Origin of the sequence: Thiocystis violacea (genome assembly GCF_016583575.1) — a bacterium.
Lineage (GTDB): Bacteria > Pseudomonadota > Gammaproteobacteria > Chromatiales > Chromatiaceae > Thiocystis > Thiocystis violacea.
Map to the genome: position 1 here is coordinate 120,624 of NZ_NRRG01000005.1, position 23,158 is coordinate 143,781.

At 63.3% G+C, this 23,158-nt stretch carries 19 protein-coding genes and 2 pseudogenes; 10 read left to right on the forward strand and 11 right to left on the reverse strand.

Annotated features, from left to right (window positions below; translation table 11 throughout):
* The first annotated feature begins 250 nt into the window (after positions 1–250).
* From smc to CKO27_RS04575, 5 genes are all read left to right on the forward strand, one after another.
* Positions 251–3,772, forward strand: coding sequence for a chromosome segregation protein SMC (gene smc, locus CKO27_RS04555; RefSeq protein WP_200373696.1), 3,522 nt, complete (start codon positions 251–253; stop codon positions 3,770–3,772).
* A gap of 218 nt (positions 3,773–3,990) precedes the next feature.
* On the forward strand, positions 3,991–4,815 hold the full coding sequence (zipA, locus tag CKO27_RS04560) for a cell division protein ZipA (protein WP_200373697.1): 825 nt from the start codon (positions 3,991–3,993) through the stop codon (positions 4,813–4,815).
* Positions 4,812–7,082, forward strand: coding sequence for an NAD-dependent DNA ligase LigA (ligA, locus tag CKO27_RS04565; RefSeq protein WP_200373698.1), 2,271 nt, complete (start codon positions 4,812–4,814; stop codon positions 7,080–7,082). Before zipA ends, ligA begins: the two co-directional genes overlap by 4 nt.
* A gap of 56 nt (positions 7,083–7,138) precedes the next feature.
* Entirely contained in the window at positions 7,139–7,411 is a 273-nt protein-coding gene (locus tag CKO27_RS04570; protein ID WP_200373699.1) for a segregation and condensation protein A, read from the forward strand.
* A 4-nt stretch (positions 7,412–7,415) separates the two neighbouring features.
* Positions 7,416–8,225 carry a carbonic anhydrase gene (locus tag CKO27_RS04575; RefSeq protein WP_200373700.1) on the forward strand — a complete coding sequence of 270 codons (810 nt, stop codon included), beginning with the start codon at positions 7,416–7,418 and terminating at the stop codon, positions 8,223–8,225.
* Between the two features lie 109 nt (positions 8,226–8,334).
* On the opposite strand, the gene CKO27_RS04580 is transcribed toward CKO27_RS04575, so the two are convergent.
* Positions 8,335–9,645 (reverse strand): cytochrome c family protein, encoded by a 1,311-nt coding sequence (locus tag CKO27_RS04580; protein WP_200373701.1) that lies wholly within the window; start codon positions 9,643–9,645, stop codon positions 8,335–8,337.
* Positions 9,646–10,361: 716 nt separating this feature from the next.
* On the opposite strand from CKO27_RS04580, the gene CKO27_RS04585 reads away from it, so the two are divergent.
* Both CKO27_RS04585 and CKO27_RS04590 read left to right on the forward strand, forming a co-directional pair.
* A complete protein-coding gene (locus CKO27_RS04585; RefSeq protein ID WP_200373702.1) occupies positions 10,362–11,792 on the forward strand; it encodes a multiheme c-type cytochrome in 1,431 nt (476 codons plus the stop codon).
* The gene (locus CKO27_RS04590) at positions 11,792–12,424 is read left to right on the forward strand and encodes a cytochrome c3 family protein (protein WP_200373703.1); all 633 of its coding nucleotides are present in this window, start codon (positions 11,792–11,794) and stop codon (positions 12,422–12,424) included. The genes CKO27_RS04585 and CKO27_RS04590 overlap by 1 nt, the downstream gene beginning before the upstream one ends.
* Before the next feature lie 55 nt (positions 12,425–12,479).
* Here the strand turns inward: CKO27_RS04590 and CKO27_RS04595 are convergent, their stop codons facing one another.
* From CKO27_RS04595 to CKO27_RS04610, 4 genes are all read right to left on the reverse strand, one after another.
* Positions 12,480–12,701, reverse strand: coding sequence for a hypothetical protein (locus CKO27_RS04595; protein WP_200373704.1), 222 nt, complete (start codon positions 12,699–12,701; stop codon positions 12,480–12,482).
* Positions 12,702–12,940: 239 nt separating this feature from the next.
* Positions 12,941–13,822: a peptidylprolyl isomerase gene (locus CKO27_RS04600; RefSeq protein ID WP_200373705.1), complete on the reverse strand. Its 882-nt coding sequence runs from the start codon at positions 13,820–13,822 to the stop codon at positions 12,941–12,943.
* A gap of 67 nt (positions 13,823–13,889) precedes the next feature.
* Positions 13,890–14,189, reverse strand: a complete 300-nt coding sequence (locus tag CKO27_RS04605; protein ID WP_200373706.1) for a YciI family protein — start codon at positions 14,187–14,189, stop codon at positions 13,890–13,892.
* Position 14,190: 1 nt separating this feature from the next.
* On the reverse strand, positions 14,191–14,865 hold the full coding sequence (locus CKO27_RS04610; protein WP_200373707.1) for a septation protein A: 675 nt from the start codon (positions 14,863–14,865) through the stop codon (positions 14,191–14,193).
* 360 nt (positions 14,866–15,225) lie between these two features.
* Between CKO27_RS04610 and CKO27_RS04615 the strand changes: the two genes are divergently transcribed.
* Positions 15,226–16,569, forward strand: a complete 1,344-nt coding sequence (locus CKO27_RS04615) for an amino acid carrier protein (RefSeq protein WP_200373708.1) — start codon at positions 15,226–15,228, stop codon at positions 16,567–16,569.
* A 61-nt stretch (positions 16,570–16,630) separates the two neighbouring features.
* Here CKO27_RS04615 and CKO27_RS04620 read toward each other — a convergent pair whose 3' ends face one another.
* The 5 genes from CKO27_RS04620 to CKO27_RS04640 form a co-directional block, all read right to left on the reverse strand.
* A complete protein-coding gene (locus CKO27_RS04620; RefSeq protein WP_200373709.1) occupies positions 16,631–16,948 on the reverse strand; it encodes a BolA family protein in 318 nt (105 codons plus the stop codon).
* Positions 16,949–17,015: 67 nt separating this feature from the next.
* Positions 17,016–17,903 carry a hypothetical protein gene (locus CKO27_RS04625; protein WP_200373710.1) on the reverse strand — a complete coding sequence of 296 codons (888 nt, stop codon included), beginning with the start codon at positions 17,901–17,903 and terminating at the stop codon, positions 17,016–17,018.
* A gap of 113 nt (positions 17,904–18,016) precedes the next feature.
* Positions 18,017–18,598, reverse strand: a complete 582-nt coding sequence (locus tag CKO27_RS04630; protein ID WP_200373711.1) for an ankyrin repeat domain-containing protein — start codon at positions 18,596–18,598, stop codon at positions 18,017–18,019.
* A 58-nt stretch (positions 18,599–18,656) separates the two neighbouring features.
* Complete coding sequence (locus CKO27_RS04635; protein WP_242470724.1) at positions 18,657–19,406, reverse strand: hypothetical protein; 750 nt, start codon at positions 19,404–19,406, stop codon at positions 18,657–18,659.
* Positions 19,403–20,548: a TroA family protein gene (locus CKO27_RS04640; protein ID WP_200373712.1), complete on the reverse strand. Its 1,146-nt coding sequence runs from the start codon at positions 20,546–20,548 to the stop codon at positions 19,403–19,405. The genes CKO27_RS04635 and CKO27_RS04640 overlap by 4 nt, the downstream gene beginning before the upstream one ends.
* Before the next feature lie 1,145 nt (positions 20,549–21,693).
* On the opposite strand from CKO27_RS04640, the gene CKO27_RS04645 reads away from it, so the two are divergent.
* Both CKO27_RS04645 and CKO27_RS04650 read left to right on the forward strand, forming a co-directional pair.
* Entirely contained in the window at positions 21,694–21,843 is a 150-nt protein-coding gene (locus CKO27_RS04645; protein ID WP_200373713.1) for a hypothetical protein, read from the forward strand.
* Between the two features lie 74 nt (positions 21,844–21,917).
* A pseudogene (locus CKO27_RS04650) lies at positions 21,918–22,181 on the forward strand (transposase); the annotation flags it as partial.
* A gap of 115 nt (positions 22,182–22,296) precedes the next feature.
* Here CKO27_RS04650 and CKO27_RS04655 read toward each other — a convergent pair.
* Positions 22,297–23,142: pseudogene (locus CKO27_RS04655) on the reverse strand (IS5 family transposase).
* Positions 23,143–23,158: the final 16 nt, after the last annotated feature.

Below are 23,158 nucleotides of genomic sequence, written 5' to 3' on the forward strand. Positions count from 1 at the left end.
GCGGTTCTCTTCCCTCACCACCTATCAGTTCGCGCGCCCTGAGGAAAATCGGGCTGATTCGGGGAAGTATGGCATCGATAGATCAGTCGCTTAAAAGCTCTAAACCAGTCCCGCCAACTGTGTATTTCGTAACTGATCGGTGATGAGCAACAGAACGGGAGGAGGACTCAAAAACCTGAAAACCAGGTAGCATGACCCTTCCGCTTGGAAGATAAAAAACCGAGGGTATCTCGGAACGGGAAGGGCGTTAATGAGACTCGAACGGATCAAGCTCGCGGGGTTCAAATCCTTCGTCGATCCAACCACCGTGTCCTTTCCCAGCAATCTGGTCGGGATCGTGGGGCCTAATGGCTGCGGCAAGTCCAATGTCATCGACGCGGTGCGTTGGGTGATGGGGGAGAGTTCCGCCAAGATGCTGCGCGGCGAGTCGATGGCCGATGTCATTTTCAATGGCAGTACCGGGCGTAAGCCGGTCGGCGTCGCGAGTATCGAGATGATTTTCGACAACAGCGATGGTGGCGCGGGCGGTGAGTACGCGGCCTTCAATCAGATCTCGGTCAAGCGGCAGGTCTCGCGTGACGGTCAGTCCGCCTACTTCCTGAACGGATCGCGCTGCCGCCGCCGCGACATCCAGGATCTCTTTCTCGGCACCGGTCTGGGGCCGCGCTCCTACGCCATCATCGAGCAGGGGATGATCTCGCGGATCATCGAGGCCCGGCCCGAGGATCTGCGTCTCTTTCTGGAAGAGGCCGCCGGCATCTCCAAGTACAAGGAGCGCCGTCGCGAGACCGAGAGCCGGATGCGCAATACCCGCGAGAATCTGGATCGCCTGAACGATCTCCGCGAGGAGGTCGGCAAGCAGTTGCAGCACCTGGAACGCCAGGCGGCGACGGCCGAGAAGTACAGCCAGCTCAAGGCCGAGGAACGGCGTCTGGACCTGGAGCTGAAGGCGCTGCGCTGGCGGGCGCTGGATGGCGAGATCCAGGCGATGGACCGACGTCTGGCCGAGGCGGAAAACATCGGTCAGGAGGGGATCGCGAGACAGCGTCGGCTGGAGGCGGACATCGAGTCCCGGCGCGAGGACTATAACTCGGCCTCGGACGCCTTCAACGAGGTGCAGGGGCGCTACTACGCGGTTGGCGCCGAGATCGCGCGCGCCGAACAGGCGATTCAGTTCGCCAACGAGGAGCGCGGGCGCCGCGAGGGGGAGTTGGTTCGCCTGGAGCAGGAGCTTTATGAGGCCGAGCGTCATCTTGAACGCGATCGCGAGCGTCTGACCGAGATCGACCGGGCGCTCGCCCAGGATGGCCCCGAACTGGAGCGCGCCGAGACGGAGCTGGCCGAGGCGGTCGGGTCGCTCATGACCGTCGAGGACCGGCTCAAGATCTGGGAGACGGAATGGGACGGCTTCAACCAGGCCGCCGCTGGCCCAGCCGGGCAGGCGCAGCTCGAACGTGCCCGTCTCAATGGGCTGGAGCAGGGCCTGGGGCGCGATCGTGAGCGTCTGCGCCGGCTGGACGAGGAGAGCGAGCGCCTGGAGGAGGCCGATGTCGGGGCGCGGCTGGAGGAACTGGCCGAGCGCGAGGCGATCCTTGAGGAACGCCTCGGCGAGCGGGAGCGGTCCCGGCAGGGCTCGATCGACGAACTGGCGCAACGTGACGGCGCGCTGCGCGCCCTGGTCGAGTCCATGGACCGGCTGCGCACCCGGCTTCAGGAGGCCAAGGGGCGTCTGGCCTCGCTGACGGCCCTGCAAGAGGCGGCGCTGGTCGATACGGACGCCGATCGTCATGCCTGGCTGGCCGGCCGGGGTCTCGCCGAGGCTCCTCGCCTGATCGATCATCTCAAGGTCGACGCGGGTTGGGAGCTGGCCGTGGAAACCCTTCTGGGCGAGGCGTTGCGGGCCATCGGGACCGACGGCTTGGATCATTTGGGCGCGGCGCCCGAGGGACTCCCGCCGGGGTTGGTTCTGCTCGATACCTCGGATCGGATCGAGGTCGGTCGCGCGGTCCCGATGGAGGAGGGGCCATGGCCGGGGCTGAGCCGTTACGTGCGCGCGCCCTGGCCGCTCGACAGCCTGCTCGGCGGCGTGCGCGTCGCCGGCGACCTGGGCGAGGCGCTGCGTGCCCGTGACACCCTGGGGCCAGGCGAGTCCCTGATGACGCCGCAAGGCGTTCGGGTTGGGTGGAACTGGCTGCGCGCCCCGGCCGGCGATGGTGGCGAGGGGGTTCTGGCCCGCGCCGAGGCGATCCAGGCTCTGCGTGCCGAGATCGATGCCTTGCTGGGCCGTGAATCGGAGTACTTGGCCGAGGAGTCCGATTTACGCGAGGCGCGCGCCCAGGCGGATCGGGCGTCGGTCTCGGTCGGCCAGGAGTTGGCGGTCCTGGCGCGCGAGCTGTCGACCCTGAGGTCCGATCTCAGCGGTTTGCGCACCCGGCGCGAGCACCAGGCGGAGCGACGGCGCGCGCTGTCGGAGGAGCGCGCGGATCTCAAGGAGCAGGCGGCCGAGGCCCTGGCCGAGATGGAGGAGGCGCGCGAGCGACTGCACGGGTTCCTGGCCGAGATCGACGCCATCGCCGAGCGGCGCGAGGCGATGGAGCAGGAGCGCGGTCGGCTGCGGGCGCTGGTCGCCGAGGGGCGAGCGCTGGAGCGGACCTGTCGCGATCGCACCCAGGAGTTGCGCATCCGTGTCGAGTCGAATCGCGCGGCGCGGGAGGTCACCCAGCACAGTCAGGCGCGCGCCCATGAGCAGCAGCGACAGCTGCTCGATCGCCGCGACGAGCTGGTGGTCGCGCTGGAGGAGGGTGTCGAGCCGCTCGCCGAGCAGCGCGAGCGCCTCGACGAGCAACTGGCGTGTCGCGTCGAGGTCGAGGAGGATCTGCTTGAGGCCCGTCAACGGCGCGAGTCGCTTGAGGCCGAAGTGCGCGGATTGGAGCAGGAGCGCCAGCGCGCCGAGCAGGAGGTGCACGCGAGTCAGCGCGGGCTGGATGCGCTGCGGCTGGAGCGCCAGGATCGCCTGGTGCGTCGGCGGACGATCGAGGAGCAATTCGCCGAGGCCGGCACCGCTCAAGGCGCCGTGCTGGAAACCCTGGATCCCGTCGCGAGCGAGCCGGTCTGGCAGGAAGAGCTGGCCAGGGTCGGGGCGCGTATCCAGCGGCTGGGGGCCGTCAACCTGGCGGCCGTCGAGGAGTTCAGGGAGCAATCCCAGCGCAAGACCTATCTCGACGCCCAGCACGACGACATCTCCCGCTCACTGGATACCCTGGAGCAGGCGATCCGCAAGATCGACCGCGAGACGCGCAACCGTTTCAAGGAAACCTATGACCAGGTCAATCATGGCTTCCAGCAACTCTTCCCCAAGCTATTCGGCGGCGGGCATGCCTATCTGGAGCTGACCGGCGAGGATCTGCTGGAGACCGGCGTCACCGTCATGGCGCGTCCGCCGGGCAAGCGCAACTCCAGCATCCATCTGCTCTCCGGTGGCGAGAAGGCGCTGACCGCCGTGTCCCTGGTCTTCGCGATCTTCCAGCTCAACCCCGCGCCCTTTTGCATGCTGGACGAGGTCGACGCGCCGCTCGACGACGCCAACGTCGGGCGCTTCTGCGAGTTGGTGCGCTCGATGTCGGACCGGGTGCAGTTCGTTTTCATCAGCCACAACAAGGTGACGATGGAGATCGCTCACCACCTGCTCGGCGTCACCATGCACGAGCCGGGCGTCTCGCGGCTGGTCACGGTCGACGTGGACGAGGCCGTGCGTTTGGCTGGCGTGTCCTGATCCTCATCGAGACGCGGTCGGAAGCCGCTCGCCGGTCCTTGGCTTTACTTGAACTGGGGGCGGTTTTTCACGGACACTGCCAGGAACAGGGCTAAGGTCACGCACCGCCGCCGGTGTTATCGTGGGTTCCAGCGACGACGCCGGGCGATACAGTCCACGCGGGCATTGATATACTCCAAAGCCCAGAGTCTAAAACCCAAATACAACCAGAATGTCGAATGGACGCTAGCCTTATCCGCCTGATCCTGATTGTCGTTGGAGTCCTTTTGATTCTCGCCCTCTATCTGTGGGAGCGTCGCCGCGAGAAGAAAACGGTGGGCGACGGCTACGATGAGGATGACGACCTGGTCGAGGAGTCCCTGTACGAGGCCCCCGGCGAGGCCCTGGACGCGCCCTATGGCGTGCGTCCGGATAATCGCGAGCCCGATATTGGCGTCTACGACGACGACGAGGATGAAGATGAAAAAAAGCCACCCCGCCAACCGTCGCGCCTCCTGTCCTGGTTGAGTCCGCGCCGAAAGGTCGAGCCGTCGCACGACGACGGGGTGGATTTCGACAGCGAGGACGTGCCGCGAGAGAACCCCGAGCCAGCCATGGATACGCCTGCCCCGAACCCCTTATTGATCCAGCTTAGTGTCAGCGCCCGTCGCTACCCCTTCAAGGGGACCGATCTCATGGATGTGGCCGAGCGTTGCGGGCTGTATCCAGGCGAGATGGATATCTTCCATTGTCTCGATGAGTTCGAGGATCAGACCCGGGTCTATTTCAGCATGGCCAACATGATCAAGCCCGGAACCTTCCCCTTCGATACCATCGAGTCCTTCTCCACGCCTGGGCTGATGCTGTTCGCTCAGTTGGAGGGCGATCCCGAGGACATGACGATCCTCGACGAGATGGTCGCCACGGCCAGGAAACTGGCGCTCGCGCTCAATGGGGACGTGCTCGACGACACGCGGCGTCCCTTGACGGTCAAGAAGGAAGAGGAAATGCGCCAGGCCGTGCTCGACAACGAGATGCGCTGGGCGCGGGTCATGCGGCGGTGACCATCCCCGAGGCGATACGTCGGCGCGTGGAGACCCTGCGCGCCGAGATCCAACACCACAACTACCGCTATCATGTGCTCGACGATCCGGAGGTTCCGGACGCCGAGTACGATCGTCTACTGCGCGAACTCCAGACACTGGAGGCCGAGCATCCGGATCTGGTGACGCCCGATTCGCCGACCCAGCGGGTCGGCGCGCGGCCCCTGCCGGAGTTCCGGGAAGTCCGGCACCGCGTTCCCATGATCTCGCTCGATAACGCCATGAGCGACGATGAATTGGCGGGTTTCCATCGCCGGATCCTGAGCGCGCTCCAGTCCGAGGCACCCATTCTTTATACCGCCGAGCCGAAGCTCGATGGGCTGGCCCTGAGTCTGCGTTACGAGCATGGCCGATTGGTCCAGGCCGCCACGCGGGGCGATGGATCCAAGGGCGAGGACGTGACGCACAATGTTCGCACCATCCCGAACGTCCCCTTGAGCCTGCTCGGCGCGGACTGGCCCGAGGTGCTGGAGGTGCGTGGCGAGGTCTACATGACGCGCGCCGGCTTCTCCCGTCTGAACACCGCCATGGAGCGGCGCGGCGAGCGTCCTTTCGCCAATCCGCGCAATGCCGCCGCCGGTAGTCTGCGTCAGCTCGATCCGCGCGTGACCGCCACGCGACCCCTGAAATTCTGCTGTTACGGCTGGGGCGAGGTCTCCTCGTCGCCGGGCGAGAGCCAGTTCGAGATGCTGGGCCGCCTGGCGGGCTGGGGTATCCCGATCTCGCGCGAGCTGCGGCGGGTGAGCGGGTTGGCGGGCTGCCGCGATTATTTCGAGGATCTTGGGCGCCGGCGCGATGCCCTGGACTACGACATCGACGGCGTCGTGTTCAAGCTTGACGCGCTCGCGGCCCGGCAAGGGCTGGGCGCGACCAGTCACCATCCGCGCTGGGCGGTGGCGCGTAAGTTTCCGGCCCAGGAGGAACTCACGCTGGTCGAGGCCGTCGAGTTCCAGGTTGGCCGCACCGGAGCGGTGACGCCGGTGGCGCGATTGAAGCCGGTGCAGGTCGGCGGCGTGACCGTCTCCAATGCGACGCTGCACAACATGGACGAGGTGATCCGCAAGGACGTGCGGATCGGCGATACCGTCGTGGTGCGCCGCGCGGGCGATGTGATCCCGGAGGTCGCGCGGGTCGTCATCGAGCGCCGTCCGGACGATGCCGGCGCGGTCGTGCTGCCGACCCAATGTCCGGTCTGCGGAGCGGACGTGATTCGCCCGGAGGGCGAGGCCATCGCGCGCTGTACCGGCGGGCTCTATTGCCCGGCCCAGCGCAAGGAGTCGCTCAAGCATTTCGCCTCGCGCCGGGCCATGGATATCGAGGGCCTGGGCGACAAGCTGATCGAGCAGCTCGTCGACCTGGATTGGATCCATGAGCCGGCCGATCTCTATCATTTGACCCAGGCGCGGCTCGCCGGTCTGGAGCGGATGGGCGACAAGTCGGCGGCGAATCTGATCGAGGCGCTTGAACGCAGTAAGGAGACCAGCTTCGCGCGTTTCATTTTCGCGCTTGGTATCCGTGAGGTGGGGGAGTCGACCGCCCAGGCCCTAGCTGAGCGATTCGATGGGATCGAGTCCCTGATGCGGGTCCAGGAGACGGATTTCACGCGCGAGCGCGGTCTCAAGGGCGTGGGGCGCGAGACGGCGGAAGGGCTCCACCGATTTCTGTCCGAGCATCCCGACCTTGGGGCCGAAGGTGATCTCGCCGGGGCCGAGGGTGATCTCGCCGACTGGCTGGCGGGTCTCGGGATCCGTGGTCTCAGCCGAGCGCGGGCCGTGCGACTGGTCGAGCGCTTTGGTAGCCTGCCGGCGTTGCGGGCCGCCGAGCTTCAGGATCTCTATTTCAACAGCGCGCGATTGGTCGAGGGTATCGGTCCCGTGGTCGCGGCTCATATTGCCGGATTCCTGGCCCAGGTCCACAATCGCGAGGCCATCGAACGCCTGCTCGCGGCCGGTATCCACTGGCCCGCGCCGGAGCGCGCGTCCGCCGAGTCGGTTCAGCGGCCCTTGGACGGCCTGACCTTCGTCATCACCGGAACGCTGAGTCGCCCGCGCGAGGAGATCAAGGAGTGGCTGCAAGGGCTCGGGGCCAAGGTGACCGGCAGCGTTTCCAGGAACACGCATTATCTGCTGGCAGGGGACGAGGCGGGGTCCAAGCTCGCGAAGGCCCAGGCGCTGGGCGTGCGCGTGCTTGACGAGGCCGGTCTCGCCGCCCTGCTCGAACAGGGATGAACCAGGGTTTTTCTGTTTCCGGCGGTCTTCCCGCCCTCATGTCACGGGGACTCAAGATGACCGAATTATCCAAGGAACAAACCATCCTGATCGCCATGCGCAAGACGCTCGCGGCGATCGTCAAGGACGTCGCGCCGCCTCCGGGGATGCGTCACCCCCTGTCGGAGACGACGATCCAGGACGTCAGACAGTGTCTTGGATTGATCGCCGCGCGTGAGAAGGAGCTGGCGGACGAGCAGGGTCGAGGTGGCGAGCGCCCCTATTACGCGGACGAGCCCCAGTCGGTCCAGCTCGTCTCGCTCGATGGAATTGGTCGGCGCAAGGAGTAAGGACATGGTCAAGTCTGAATGGAGCCAGGATCGGGAAGCGGCGCGCCGGCGGACGTTCATTGGATTGACGGCCTTGATCAGCGTACTGGCGAGCGGACCTCTTGTCGCCGCCCGTTACGCCGACGAGGTGAGTCCCGTCTGGAGCTATTCCGGAACTACGGGGCCGGAACATTGGGCCGCTCTGAAACCGTCCTACGAGACCTGCGCGAGCGGCCAGGCGCAATCGCCGATCGATATCTCGCGTCCAGAGCCGCAGGCCTATACGCCACTCGCCTTTCAATATCGCTCTCAACTGCTGGAGATGACCAACTCCGGCAATGGCGTGCATGTCATCTCTCCGCCCGGTAGCGCGCTACTCGTGCGGGGCGAGGCCTTCGATCTGGAGGAACTCCGTTTCCATGTGCCGGGCGAGCATCGCTTTAATGGCGTTCCGGCCGAGGCCGAGATCCAGTTGATGCATCGCGACGGGCGGGGCGGTTACGTGATGGTCGCGGTGCCCTTGCGCACGGGGCCGCGCGAGAACCGCATCCTCTCGCGGATCCTGGACTATTTTCCGATGAAGCCGGGTGAGCGGGTCAGGCATCGTCAGGTGGGTATCAATCCGCTGTTCCTGATTCCAGTCGACCGCGGCTATTTCCGCTATACCGGTTCCCTAACCACGCCGCCCTGCGACGAGCCGGTCCTCTGGTACGTGATCAACGAGCCCCTGGTGATCAGCGTGGAGCAGTTGGAGCGCATCACCCGAGCCGTGGGCGTGAACACGCGCCCGGTGCAGCCACTCAATGGCCGCGTCGTTCACGCCATGGCCCACTAGCCCTCTCGCGGCGCGCGGTCCGCGCGCTGGCCTCCGTCCCTGAAACCAAGACCGCGCCCGATGTGGGCGCGGTCTTGGTTTGCGTCGGTCTCGACCGGGGATTCCCCGATCAATCGGACGCGATCGTGCGTTCGGCTACCGAGATCAACACCGGCCCGGTCAGATCCTTGGGCAGCTCGGTGAATTTCTCGACCAGCGATGGCCACAACAGGTTGTAGTAGAGCTCACCCCTGACCAGCACGACGCCCTCCGCCGGGATGGCATAGCTGAGTTCGCGAGTCTCGTGCGGCTGAAGTCGTGTGTCCTTACCGGCCTTGGTGGCGGTTGGCGGCGGGGCGGGTTTACCGGCGTCATCCGCCAGGCCGTAGGCGAAGTAGGCTTGGGGATCCGCCTTGGATGGATGACCCTCGGCATTCTCCCAGACGACCCCGCCGTTGGAATCGTAGGCGGTGAGTTTCAGGTAGAGATTGCGGAAGGGTGCGCCGGTCGGCATGGCGTGCGGCTGAAGATTGCGGATCCAGACCAGGGTGTCGATCGTCTTGCCAGACGCCTTGGTCGTCATATCGAAGATGACCGAGCGCTTGAGCATGCCCTCGTGGTGTCCGCCGCCCATGCCGTGGTCGGCGAAGCCGCCCGCGACAGGCATGTGGCAGGTCTGGCAGGCTACCTGGCTGCCGCCCTTGACGAACTCGTTTCCGGTTTGACAGAGCGGGACGCCTTGCGGGTTGTCGCGCTGATCATGACAGCCCATGCAGGCGTCCGAGGTGCGGAGCTGGCGCGGATTGGGCTCCATCGTCAGGGCTGGGATGGTTTTTCCATCCAGCTCGACGCTCTCGCCCAGGTGCGGATTCGGCTTCTGGTCGGCCGACGTCTCGTCGACGGCGCCGCCGAACGGATCATCCGTCGCCGTGAGTCCTTGCAAGCCACGCGGAAAGCCCATCGGACCCTGGAGTGTGTCGGCGACCTCGTAGGCCTTCATCCCGTAGCGGATCTTGCCCTTCTCGTCCTGGATGCCCTTGTAGGATTTCAGGGTATGACAGGCGACGCAGTTGACGCCCTCGGCATAGGCCGGCAGGGCGTCGAGCTTGGTGGTCTGGTCGCGCGCGGCGTTGGGTGCGTGACACTGCAGGCACATGGGGAAGGCTCCGGACTTCTTGTGAAGCATCCCCTCGGCCGTCGGATCGCCCACTTCCTGCTGATAGAAGAGGCCATGAATGGGGTCCGAGAGCGCCGTGCTCTGGGCGTGCATCGAACCCTTCCACTGGCGGTAGATGTCCTGATGACAGGTCTCGCAAACCTCCGAGGAGGTCCGGTGAATGGGCTCGGATTCCTCGGCCGGGGCCTCGGGTGGATAGAGGGTCAGCGCGATCCCCGCGACAAAACCATATGAAATGGCAAAGAATGTCCGGTGCCTTCGCATGCGTGTGTCGCTCCTGTTGTCCATTGGTGTTTTATTGGCGGCATTCCATTGTTCTTGAGCCAGGTTCAAAACAGAAGTGCGCGAAGTCAATAAAAATGGATTGGTTCTGGAATTTGCATATTGTTAATTTCTGATTTGGTGATGATCTAATATCCTGAAATGCGAAACGCATTGCTCCCGTGGCTTGAATCTCTAATAATCCGGATCGGAAAGATGTTCTTCTGGCGACCTTGGGCGCGGTTTTTCACTCTTGTCCGCGATGGCTGAATCATTGCTGGCTAGTTATGAGTGCTTTAATAATATATTATTTTATAAGGTTTTATTTTTTTCTGACGGGTTTTTGCGCGAGCCGCCAGGGTCTTTTTCAACATGACCTCAATGAATCCCGGCGTAAGGAGTGCACTGATTGACATTGGCGTCGCGAGCGGCCGGCGGAGCCTGGGTATTCGTGATCTCGTCAAGCCTCGCGAGCACCATCGATGCCGGGATTCCGTGCTCGCTCGGCGCTAGCGCGTTTTGAATGCCGTCGTCATTCGCCTCCATCTAGAGAGTTTCGGGGTTATCCAATGTGCCATGAGAGTCGTGCGTTACATCGGCGTTTGGGCGTAGCCGCTCGGCTCTCCCCCGAACTTGAGAGGGCGGGGGAGAAGGGGACGCGGATTGATCGCGATAAGATCTCTAACCTGGATTCTGGCGTTTCGGGTGGCTCGGGACGGTTGCTTTGGGCCGGCCTTTGTCTGGTGTTCGGCCTGCTCGGTGGCGGTCAGGCGATCGCGGAGAAGGTCAAGCTCGACCCAGGCCAATGGGGTCATGAAGCCGGCAAGGATTGCGTGAGCTGCCACTCCAAGGCGTCGGCCGGACTCGCCAGTCAATGGCGCGAGAGTGCCCATCAGTCGGCCGGGGTCAACTGCATGGACTGTCACCAGGCGGAGCGCTCGGACGCTGATGCGATGGAGCATGAGGGACGGATCATCGCGACTATCGTCTCGCCCAAGGACTGCGGGCGCTGTCACGAGAAGGAGTATCGGGAGCAGCAGGGCTCGGTCCATGCCGAGGCGTTCTCGATCATCGAGGCGCGACTGCCGGCCCTGGCGGAGCATGTGGGCGGATCTGGCATGAGCGCGGCCTCCTGCGATCAGTGTCACGGGTCGCGGGTCAAGGTGCGGGGCGATGGGACGCTCGATCCGGCGACCTGGCCGAACTCGGGCATCGGGCGCATCAATCCGGACGGATCCAAGGGATCCTGTTCCTCCTGTCACGGTCGCCACCGTTTCTCCAGGGCCCAGGCGCGCGAGCCGGAGGCCTGCGTGCGCTGTCACTCCGGGCCCGACTCTCCGGACAAGGAGATCTTCGAGGCGTCCAAGCACGGCATGATCTACGCCGCCCATCGCGACGAGATGAATCTGAACGCCCCGGAATGGGTCGCCGGGCGCGATTACACCGCCGCGCCGACCTGCGTGACCTGTCACATGGGCGCCGCCGGCAAGCTGCCCTCGACCCACGATGTCGGGATGCGCAACGCCTGGAGTCTCAATACGCCGGTTTCACGCCGTCAATATCTCGTGATCCTCGAGGACGGCGCCAGGCTGGAGTTGCCGCTCGGCTCCGAGATCCCGAAACGGGGCCAGGAGCTGGTTCGTCCCGACGGTCGCCCCGGCCAGGTCAAGTCGGTGATCACCCCGGAGCGCCGTCGTCAGGCCATGTCCATGGTCTGTCTCGAATGTCACGGCAAGAGTTTCACCGAGGGCTTCATGAACCAGTTCGATACGGTGGTCGCCTTATTCAACGACAAATACGGCACGCCGGCGAAGGCGATCATGGAAGGGTTGCTCGGGGCGGGACGGCTCACGCCGACGCCGTTCGACGAACCCATCGAGTTCACCTACTGGGAGCTGTGGCACGACGAGGGCGCGCGCGCCCGTCATGGAGCCTCCATGATGAGTCCGAATCATGCCTGGTGGGAGGGGATGTACCTGGTGGGACGTAATTTTTATGCCCGCTTCCTACCCCAGGCGCGGGCGATCGCGGGCGATCGGGCGGGCGAGTTGGTCGATGCGGTCATCGCCGGGCAGGCGGCGCATCAATGGCTGATCGAGCCCAATCAGGCGAGTGCGATACTGGGGCTTGAGCCGGCGGAGGGTGACTGATGGCCAGGTTGGGCGTTCCACTCTTCATCACCCGGCATGTCCTGATCGCCCTGGTGGTTGGCGGGATTGGCGGCGTGCTGGTCGTGGCCTTTCTGATTGAGTTCGATCGCTTCACCAGCCGCAACGAGTTCTGCGCCAGTTGTCACTCGATGACATACGCGGAGGAGACCTACCAGCGATCGGCGCACTTCAACTCGGCCTCCGGGGTTCGCGCCTCCTGTGGCGATTGTCACGTCTCGCCGTCACTGCTCGGGGCGACCTGGGATCACGCCGTCGGTCTCAAGGATCTCGTCAAGCAGCTGCTGGGTCCGGACTATGACGACCCGGTCATCAACAGTCTGCATCTGCCGGAGGCGGCCTTCGCGGCACGCGACTGGTTTCGCCGCCGTGATTCCGCGAGTTGCCGGCGCTGCCACGTCCAGGAGGCGATCCAGGGCGAACGGGCCAATACGGCGGCCATCCACCGCGAGGAGACCGAGGGCAAGACCTGTATCGATTGCCACTACAACCTGGTCCATCGGAAGGTTCCCGATGAGCGGATCTTCAAGCGGGAAGCCTGGAACCAGATGGTCGAGGAAACCTTTGGGCTGGAGCCTGGAGAAGCGGCCAGGCGACTCGCCCAGCCAGAATGACGTCCTGGACGATCGAGGGCGCGCGTCCTCGACGACCGATTCAGGTGGTCCGTCTTTAATGCTGGCAGTTGCCGAGTCGCCGGGCGTTGCCGGGAAGCACCGCGATGACGAGGGCCAGCCCGAGGAAGAGGGCTCCGCCGAACACTAGCAGGAGTGCCGCGTGGGCCATGAGGGCCATTGGGGTGGCGGTTTCGGCGACTAGCAGCAACAAGGTGCCCAATATCAACGAGGACGCCGAGAGAACGACAAGCGCGCGCATGGTCTTGCACGAGATCATGATCAATCTCCAAATATCACTACATAATCATATCCTAATATTTATTTGGGCAATTACAAGTGGCAAAAGCCTTAATAGTGACCCATGCCGCACTATCGGGGGGCTTGGGTTGAGAGCGGGATGGGCGTATCGAATTTTGGCGGTCGAGGGGAACGACCTGTTCGAGACCCAAGGCAGGAGGCTATCCCTGGGATAGCGAGAGAAGCCGATCCGTGCGGATCGGCTTCGGGGCTTCGTTCCTAGTCGGCCTTAGGGGCGTCGACTGCTGGCGCGGCCTCATCCTCGGGTTTGAGCCTGACGACTTCCTCGTTGAGTTCGACCATGGCGCTGCTGCGCATCTCGTTGATTTTCTGTCCGATCTTCTGGCGTTTGAGCACGGCGGTCAACTGTGGCTTGGCGTCCTCGAAGGCCGGTGGCTCGGCCTTGCGCGTTTCCTGGAGTTCGATGACGTGCCAGCCGAACTGCGTGTGAACGGGTTCCTTGGTGTAGGTGCCGGGCTTGAGCTTGGCGATCGCCTCGGAGAAGGGGGCCACCATCTGACTCGGATCGAACCAGCCCAACTCGCCCCCTTCCTTACCCGTCGGACCCAGCGAGTTTTTCTTGGCCAGCTCGGTGAAATCGGTTCCCTTATCCAACTGCTTGATCAGCTTCTTGGCCTCGTCCTCTTCCTTCACGAGGATGTGCCGGGCCTTGTACTCGGTGCGAGTAGCCTGTTCCTTGGCCTTCTCGTAGGCTTCCTTCAGCTCCTTGTCCGTGGGCTCGATCTCATTGGCCATCGCCGAGAGCGCGGCGTTCGACATGACCTTCATCCGGTCGAGTTCCAGGGCGGCGAGCACGTTGCGCTCGTCTTGCAGCTTTCTCCGGTCGCCTTCCTGAGAGGCCACGATCAGGCCCATGAACTCGTCGAAGACCTGCTGCTGGAAGGCTGGATTGTCGTTGCCACCCTGCTGTGCCTGAAGCCGCTCCATGAAGAACTGGCGGAAGACGTCCAGTCGGTAGGCGGTGCCGTTCACGGTCGCGATCAGGGTATCGGGTGAGTCCGTGTTCTTGGCGTCCTCGGCGACGCCGGCCCCGGCCGCGAGCAGGGCGCATAACACGAAGGCAATATGGGTTTTCTTCATGGTGAATATTTCCATTGATTGAATATTGACGTTCTTCGACGGGCCATGGACATGGGCCGTCGAAATATCAGGGAAAGACTTGCTTGAAGGGTTTGACCGTGACGTCGCGGTAAACGCCGGAGGACCGATAGGGATCAGCCTCCGCCCAAGCCTCGGCCGAGGCGAGATCCGGGAATTCCGCGACGATCAGCGAGCCGGTGAATCCGGCCTCGCCCGGATCCGGGCCGTCGATCGCCGGATGCGGGCCGGCGAGGACGAGTCGACCCGCGTCACGCAGGGACTCCAGGCGCGCGAGATGGTCGGGCCGCGCTCGCAGGCGGGCCGGCAGGCTGTCGGGATGATCAACCGCGATGATGGCGTAGAGCACGTCAATCCGTCTCCAGGGCTTGGGGTTCTTCTTTCATGTGGCGGGAGAGGTAAAAGGCTTGCGCGATCACGAACGCGATCGTGAGCCCCATCATACCGAAGAGCTTGAAGTTCACCCAGACCTCTTCGCGCGCCTGGGCGTCGTTGCAGAGCCCCAGGATCTGGCCCGTGTAAAGTTCGCCGCAGGCCGAAAGATCCACGCCGACGCCACCCGTGGCGCCGAGCAGGGCCTGATGAGCTTCGTGGAAACCGCTGCCGACATAGACCACGAACAGGTTCGCGAACCCTAGAAAGATGAAGAAGCCGATCCAGAGCAGATTGAGCCGGGTCCAGATGAGGCGCGGAAGCTCCATGGCGTGCCCCATCATGCGTTCGATCAGGGTCCGCTCCCCGATCACGTGACTGCCGATGAACGCGACCGCGAACAGCCAGTTGACCAGCGTGGGCTTCCACATGACGAAGATGGGATCGCGCAGCGCGATGGTCAATCCGCCGAAAACCACCAGAAGACCCAGGGTCGCGAGGTGCATCTTTTCCACCCGCCGCCGGCGAAACCAGGACCAGCCGACCTGCAGCGCCGCGGCGCCGATGGCGACACCCGTCGCCCAATAGATCCCGGCCAGCTTGTAGGCGATGAAGAACAGCAGAATGGGGAAGAAATCGATCAGCAGTTTCATAATGGATACCCGGCGCCGAGATCCGTCGGGGGATTCGGTTCGCCGTTGTGCTAGGCATGGGAATCGGCCGCCAGGATTCGGGCGGAATCGGTCATCAAGGATTCGTACGGTCGGGCGGGAACGGTCGCTAGGCGCGCGCTGGAATTAGAGCCAGAGGCGAATCGACATCGCTCGCGCGTCTCGGATCCATCGAGAGGCCCGTGGATCGCGCCCCCCTGGATCGTGACCTCCGAGGATACGACCGGATGGTCGTCCTGGTAAAGCCGCGATTCCGGGGCTTTCAGGGTCGGGTGAAGATTCCGCGACCCCTGATATAGTAGCGCCCCTTTGGTTGATTATCATGAATCCGGGAGGATCGCAGTGGAAGAGATCACGGCTTGGGTGAATGCATTGAACGGCATCGTCTGGGGGCCGCCGATGCTGGTCCTGATCTTGGGCGTCGGCTTTTTCCTCATGGTAGGGCTGCGTCTGATGCCGCTGATGAAGCTGGGTTTCGGCTTCCGCATGCTCTGGCGCGGGCGCGTCAAACAGGGGGAGGGCGACATTCCGCCCTATCAGGCCCTGATGACGGTGCTCGCGGCGACCGTCGGCACGGGCAACATCGCCGGCGTGGCCACGGCCATTTTCCTTGGCGGGCCAGGGGCGCTGTTCTGGATGTGGTGCACCGCGCTGGTCGGCATGGCGACCAAGTACGCCGAGGCCGTGCTGGCGATGCACTATCGCGAGGTGGACGGCAAGGGCCACCATCTCGGCGGACCCATGTATTACATCAAGCTCGGTCTCGGCAAGAAATGGCTGTGGATGGCGACGGCATTCGCGCTGTTCGGTGTACTGGCCGGTTTTGGTATCGGCAACACGGTTCAGGCCAATTCGGTCGCCCATGCGGTGCAGAGTACCTTTGGTGTCCAGCCTTGGCTCACGGGCGTCGTGATGGCGGTCTTCACGGGCTTGGTCCTGATTGGCGGCATCCGGCGCATCGGTGAGGTGTCCGCGGCGTTGGTGCCCTTCATGGCGGCGGTCTATGTGCTCGGCGGCCTGGTCATCCTGGCCATGCATGTCGATCAGATCGGCGCGGCGCTGGAGATGGTTTTCGTGCAGGCCTTCACGCCAACGGCCGCGACCGGTGGGTTTGCTGGCGCGACCATCGCCGCCGCGATTCAATTTGGCGTGGCTCGCGGGATTTTCTCCAACGAGGCGGGACTCGGCAGCGCCCCGATCGCTCACGCGGCGGCGCAGTCCAATGACCCCGTCGCTCAGGGGACGGTGGCCATGATCGGCACCTTCATCGATACCCTTGTCATCTGCACCATCACCGGCTTGGTGATCCTGGTTTCCGGCGCCTGGGATTCCGGCGAGACTGGTGCCGCGCTCTCGTCGCTGGCGTTCGAGAGCGCCTTGCCTGGGGTTGGCAACTATATCGTCGCCTTCGGCCTGGTCCTCTTCGCCTACACCACGATCCTGGGCTGGAGTGTCTACGGCGAACGCTGCGCCGAGTATCTCTTCGGCGAGCGGATCATTCTGCCTTTCAGGATCCTGTGGGTGCTCGTGGTGCCGCTGGGGGCGATAGCCAAGCTGGACTTCGTCTGGTTGGTGGCGGATACGCTCAATGCCTTGATGGCCCTCCCCAACCTGGTCGCCTTGATCCTGCTGAGCCCCGTGGTGTTCCGGTTGACCAAGGATTACTTCGCGCGCAAGCCCATGTGATCCGAGCGCGACCGCCGCGGCTCTCACGGCGGTCCCGCTCGAAGCGCTCGCCGCAAGACGATCAGCCGGCTTGCGAGCCGCCCTGGCAAGGCGGGGACTCGGGCGCGACGCCGCCCTTCTCATGCCATTCCTCGGGTGTCCAGGTATGCATGGTCAGGGCATGCAGCCCCTGTCGCAGTTCCCCGTCGAGCAGTCCGTTGAGCCGCCGATGACGCTCGACCAGGGGTACGTCGATGAAGGTTTCGCTCACCACCAGCACCTTGAAATGGGATTCCGCGTCTGGCGGGACCGCGTGCATGTAACTCTCGTCGACCACGTCCAGGTACATGGGCTGAAGCGCTTCCTGGATTTTTTCCTCGATACGTTGCTTGCGACTCATTTGAACCTCCGAGTGGACCCTTGGCGCCATTGCTCCGGCTCGGTTGCCGCCGACCGCTCCAACGCGGTCAATCGGAGGCTTCCGATCGCCCTCCGGGGCGCTGATCGCCGGAGAGCTCGATGTGTTCGATCACGGCCAGCGCCTGGGACGCCTCGACGACCCTTCGCAGAAGCTCCTCGTGCGACGGATCGGCCAGTCGCTCCCGGTCGATGCCCTCGCTGCGTCCGTAGAGGCTCAGACGCAACTGTTCGGTCGTGCGTGCATGGAGCCGGAGATCGCTCAGGATCCGCGTGAATTCGCTGGGCGTGGGTGCCGCGCCCAGGGCGCGAAACAGGCCGGCGAGCGCGTCGAACAAGGGTTGGGCCTCTGGGCCGAGACCGAATGGCGTCGGATGATAGACCAGTTGTCGCTCGGAGTGCCGGTTGATCCAGACTCGAAAACTCTCTTTCCGCAGCGAGTGATACAGGGGCTCCTCCGAGATCAGAAAGAGCAGCAGGCGATTGGGATTGGCGAAGTAGCGGCCGTCGCGCACATCCCAGTAGCCGTTCGCGACCAGGCGATGAATGCGGATGTGATCGCGGAAGTCGGCGGCCTGGATCTGGTCGAGAATCAAAATGGTCGGGTCGCCCTCGCTCTGGGCGCAGGCCTCGCTGACGATCTGGTCCAGCGGATCGATCGGCGGCTCCTCGCGGCCAAGCTCGTCGCGGGTCGGTGGCAGGATGACATCCGGCGGCGGGGGATGCCTGTCGGTGAAGTCGTGATAGAGGACGCAGGGAAAACTCAGCGAACGGGCCAGCGCGTTGGCGAAGGCGGTCTTGCGCCGCTCTCCCTCGCCCTCGATGTTGAGTGTGCGAATCCCGGTCGTCGGGCTTTCCAGCAGGCAGCGGAGCTGGAATTCGTAGTCATCGTTCGACTCGAATCCGTTCTCGGCCATTCTCTCTCTCAGGCTTGGCATCACGGAAGCATAGCCTGGTTCGCGGTCGAGCCCAAGGCATCAAGCCTCTGCTCTGCTGGCGCTTGATCGGCACGGTTGTCCGGCTGGATGGCGGCGCGGGTCGTGGTAGGCGATCAGCCGTTGGGCTGGAGCCGGCTCAGGGTGGCGGTGTGTCCGCCCTCGCGCGCCCACTGCTCGGCGGTCTTGCCGTCGAAATCCTTGAGTGTCGGATCGGCCTGGTGCCGGAGCAGTGTGTCGACCGTCTTGAGATGCCCCTGCTTGGCCGCCCAGATCAGGGCCGTCCAGCCCTCGGTGGACTCCTGGTGATCGACCATGGCGCCATGGCGCAGCAGAAGTTCGACGACCTTGGCGTGATTATTCGAGGCCGCCAGCATCAAGGCCGTATAGCCGCCCTTGTCCATGGCGTCGAGCTTGGCGCCGGCCGTGATCAGGCGCGCCACGACGGGTTCGTGCCCGTACAGGGCCGCCTTCATGAGCGGGGTCCAGTCGCAACTGTCGCGCACGTCGGGCTGGCGATGGCGGGTCAGCAACTCGTCCAGCGCGCTCAGATCCCCTTGTTCGGCGACCTCAAGCAGGGCCGCGCCGGGTCCATCGTAGGCGCCCGCGCTGGAGGTGCCGCCGGTGTCGGACGGTCCGCAGGCGCTCAGGGACGTCAGGATCAGTGTGGCGATTGTGAATGTTCGAGCGATTTTCATGGGGCGCATTCTCGGCATCCGAATCCGCCAAACCAATGAGAATGCGCAAGATCCGCCATCAATGACGCGCCGCGCAGTCTCCGTAGCGGCATTGCACCAGGATGTCGGAACCATCCCGACAGAAGACGCGATGCTGTTCCCAGTCCTGGCCCGAGGATTCGAGCCGGGTGGCTCGGTCGGTCAGTTCGCAGCCGCGGCCGAGGGCGTAACGCTCGGCGACGTAGGCCCAGGCACCGATCCTGGGGGCGCTCGGCTGCGTGGATTCGGGCGCGAGATGGCCCACCGGGGGCGCGGCCGTCGAACCCATGGCGGGGTCTCCGTGCCGGGCCTCCCATTTGCCGCGCAGCGAGGCCAGGGCACGCAAGAGATTGTCCGAGTAGCGTTCGGTCACGTCCGTTCTCCACTCGTCCTCGGTGCCCGGCCACTCGACTTCCTCGGCTCTCAGGCTGACGCGCGACCCATCCGCTTCCTCGGAGAAATCGGCGAACACGCGCAGGGTCCGCTCCGCGACGAGCACCCCCTCTTCCTCGTCCCCGTCGAGGAGTTGCTCGAAGGTGGCCGAGGTCGAGGCGACCGTGAGGATTCTCCAGCCCCGACTCGTGGCGTTCTCGACGGCGAAGGAACGCGCGTCGCTTAGATTGGCGCCGAAGAGTAGGACGTTTGGGGGCGAGGCGAAGGTCCAGTTGGGCTGGAGGATCAACAGCAGGAGCGCGAGAAGGCGCCCCTGAAGCCCGAGGCGCGGCCTCGGGTGGTTGGCGAGGGGTTGGTCGCCCGAACGCGCCGGGGCGCGTCGGTCGATCGTCCTCAAAGCAGACCTTGGCAGGTTCCGTTTTGGCATCTGACCAGAAAGCTATCGCTGCCCTCGCAGGGCACCTTGTGGACCTCGCCATCCTGGCGCGATTCGATCAATTGCGAACCTTCGGTGGAGACCTGACAGCCCCGCTGGCGTGCGTACTGTTCGGCATTGGCGGACCAGCTCACGGGGCCGGCGCCGCTCGTCCGTGTCTCGGGCAGGGACATCATGTTCTCACGGGAGGACAGGCGCGGGGCTTGGTAGGGTGCTGGCTCGCTCGGGCGCTGGGTGCTCAGCGCCGAGGTGGCGTCGACGACCGGCGCGGCGCCCGAGGGACGGTACCTGGGCTCGGGGGTTGGCCGCTTGTAGGTCGGAATCGGCACCCCGGTCGCGGAGCGGGTGGGCGACTCGGCCGTGCGCGGCGCGGGCGTGGTGGCTGGCCTAAGCGCGGGCTGGGCGCTGTACGTGGGTTCGGGTCGCGGGTTGGCGGGGGGCGCGGGCGGCGACTGATTGGCCGGGGCTGGCGGCTCCAGACGAGCCGTTTCCATGCTGTCGGCGGCGGGCGCCGGTGCGCGCGAGGCGGACCCGTGAGGCGAATCCGCCCAGGGATCCTTCCAGCCATCGGCTGGCGGTGTCGCTCGCGCCAGGCGGTCCCGGTGCCGCGACCAGGAGTCGCTCAGCGAGTCCAGGGATTGTGTCAGGGTGTCGCGGAAAGCGTCCGTATAGTCGATGCGTGCCGGAGGTTGTCCGCCCATGGCTGGACTCACCACTTCCGCCTTGCTCGCGACATTGACCCCGCCGCCCGTCTCCATGAAAAAGGAGGTGACCTCGAGCGTCGACCCCGGCGGGGCTCCGGCGCCTGGCACGACGCTGGCGAGGTAGGCCGTGTCTGCGGGGCGCGTGACGACGAGGCGGTCCTTGACGGAATCGCCCATCTTCCAGCCCTTACCGCGAGCCGCGCCCATCGCCAGTGACTTGACCTCCGAAAGCCGCGCGCCCGGCAACAGCGTTTGCGGCAGGTTCGCGATATCGACCTGCGAGAGCGCGTCGGCCTGCGCCTGATCCAGGGATGAGGTGGTCGGGCCGCTCGCGCAACCCGCGAGCAGCAGGGCCGAAATCGCAACACAGCAGGCGGTTGCCTTCAAATGCAGGTTCACCTTAAGCCTCTCTGAAGATTATGGAATGGTGCCGATCGGCATCGCGCGCCGATGAGTCGGAATAGCCAGGGTTCATGGGCGGGATGCTAGCACAGGGCGGTTATGGTCAAGCACCCAGTCATGGCGAGGATCGCCCTTGCCGCGCTTGACTAACCCGCTTCGGCGAATTTCTGGGGTGTGGGCGGTCTGGCGGGGATGTTCCGGAGCGACCCATTGTTCGTGGGTGACGGCTCGGCACGCGAAAGAGGCGAATCCAGGCGGTCCGTGCGCGTCCTTGCGACTCCGGGTTCCTGCTGTTTGGAGCCGATGAGCGGATTCGAACCGCTGACCCACGCATTACGAATCCGAACTACGGCTATAAGTCACTTTTTATTGTCCGAAGCAAGGTTAAAACCACCGCCTTTAGGCGGTCAGATTGATCTTTGGAGGCCTTTTGCGGCTTGCTGCCAATGCGACGAACGCTGGAGACGGTCGCCATGCGATCTTTGACCCGCCTGAGAAAACATGACGTGTGAGCCATGGCTGGGCGCGCGGCGGCTTTTACGTGACATCCAACGCCGTGACGGACGAAATGAGTCGGGCGTATCTGGGACATCATTTAAGCCAAAGACAGACGATAACTTCCGAACCAAGGCACCCTGAACGGGTCTTTCGACCCGTATCCGGACTTTCAGTCCGTAACTTCAACCCACCAGCTTTAGCTGGTGGTTGTTGAGTCAGCAGGTTAGCCGCTCGCGTACTGTGCAAAACCTGCCCTGAACAGTCCTGATTCAACCATCTCCAGCGGTGTGCCGGCACATTATCCGGCACACCTTTGGACCAAGAGATCAGTCGTCGTCCGGCAGCACAATGGGCGTCGCCGACCGATACGCCTGGACAGCAAGAGCGGTCACCACGCCTTCAACAATCCCAAACTCGTCGCCAACTTCCGCTAGGCGCATGGCACAACCAGGTCAGCTTGAGCCTAGGGCGCGCGATCTTACCAAGAATTCCCCTGCTTCGCTCGTGCAATAACCGCGTCGGCGAGCCAGAACGTCGGTCTTCGTCCGCTGAGCCGCTCGGGCGATGCTCGACACGGTCACAAACAGCGCGGAACATTCGCCGAGATGGCGCGTCGGGCGCCGGTCGCGACAGCGTGAAGAGCGATGGAGGATTTCAAGCGCTCGGCCAGCCGTCTGGGCCGGTTGCTCAAGAAGTCGCGCGATGCCTGGAAAGCCAGGGTCCAGGAGAAGCAGCAACGCTTGCGCGCCGCCCAGGTTAAGATTCGGGATCTGGAGAAGAGCCGGAGCGGGTAGTGCTTCAGACGTGGATAATCGGCTAAAATCAATGCTTCGTTAGAGATCCATTATTTTTCTGTGAGGTTTTGAAGATGGCCGAAGTATCCGTGCGTTGCCCGCATTGTCACTCTGAAAAAGTCACGAAACGCGGTAAGACGGACAGAGGCAAGCCACGCTATTCATGTAATCATGAATCCTGTTCAACAAGCACCTTCATTCTGGATTACAGTTATCAGGGACACCTTCCCGAGGTCAAGAAAAAGATTGTTGACAGGGCACTCAACGGAAGTGGGATCCGCGATACCGCGCGTGTGTTGAATGTGTCACAAACCACCGTCATCAAAGAAATCAATCACTATGGACTAGAGGTCCATAGTATGGATTGCGGCTGAAGCCGACTTAAAGCCGATGACTGAGAGACTGTATAGGAACTTTTCGCTATAGATAAACCGAATTAACCGTTAATAAAAATCAATTAACGCCTAATTCATATTGTATCTGATTGTCGCCTATTTGGCGAAGAAGCAAGCGGCCTGAGGCGAGATAAACTTGTGCCTCACTCGACGTAGGCTTGCGTTCATAATCTCTACTCAGCCGACGTGATCGGCCAAGCCATGCAAATGTTCGCTCAACGACCCAGCGGCGGGGTAAAACATGGAAACCTTTAACCCCTTTTTTCTTTTTAACGACTTCAAGCTGACATTCAAACTGAGACGCCACCCAGTCGAATAGCTCCGCACCGGAATAGCCGCCATCGGCCCAAATGATTTTGATCGTCTGGAGCCGCATGAATCACTTCGTGATGACCTGGTACGCGGCTTTACCGTCGAAGATGTTAGCCGCGTGCACCCAGACGACGATCAGGCAACCCATTGTATCTACAACAATATGGCGTTTTCGGCCCTTGACGAGTTTCCCCCCGTCGAACCCCGACTCCTCCGAGGACTCTTGGGTACCCTTCACGCTTTGACTATCAATGATGGCTCCCGTCGGGTTTGGCGCGCGGTCTTTTTTTTTGCGTAAACGCTGACTAAGCGCGGTATTGACTTGTTCAAGCATCAGATTATCAGTCCACTTGTTATAATAATAATTAACGATACGATAAGAGGGAAAGTCTTTCGGCAGATAGCGCCAGGGACAACCGGTTTTATTGAGATAGAAAATTGCATTGAGAATTTCGCGAAGGTCATATGTTCGCGGGCGTCCAGTCTTATAAGGTTCAAGTTCGTCAAAGATTGGCCGAAGGACTTCCCATTCTTCATCGGAAAGGTCGCTCGGATATCTCAAAGGCCATTTTTCCAGGTCTGAAGTCATCATAATCCGCGAATTAGAA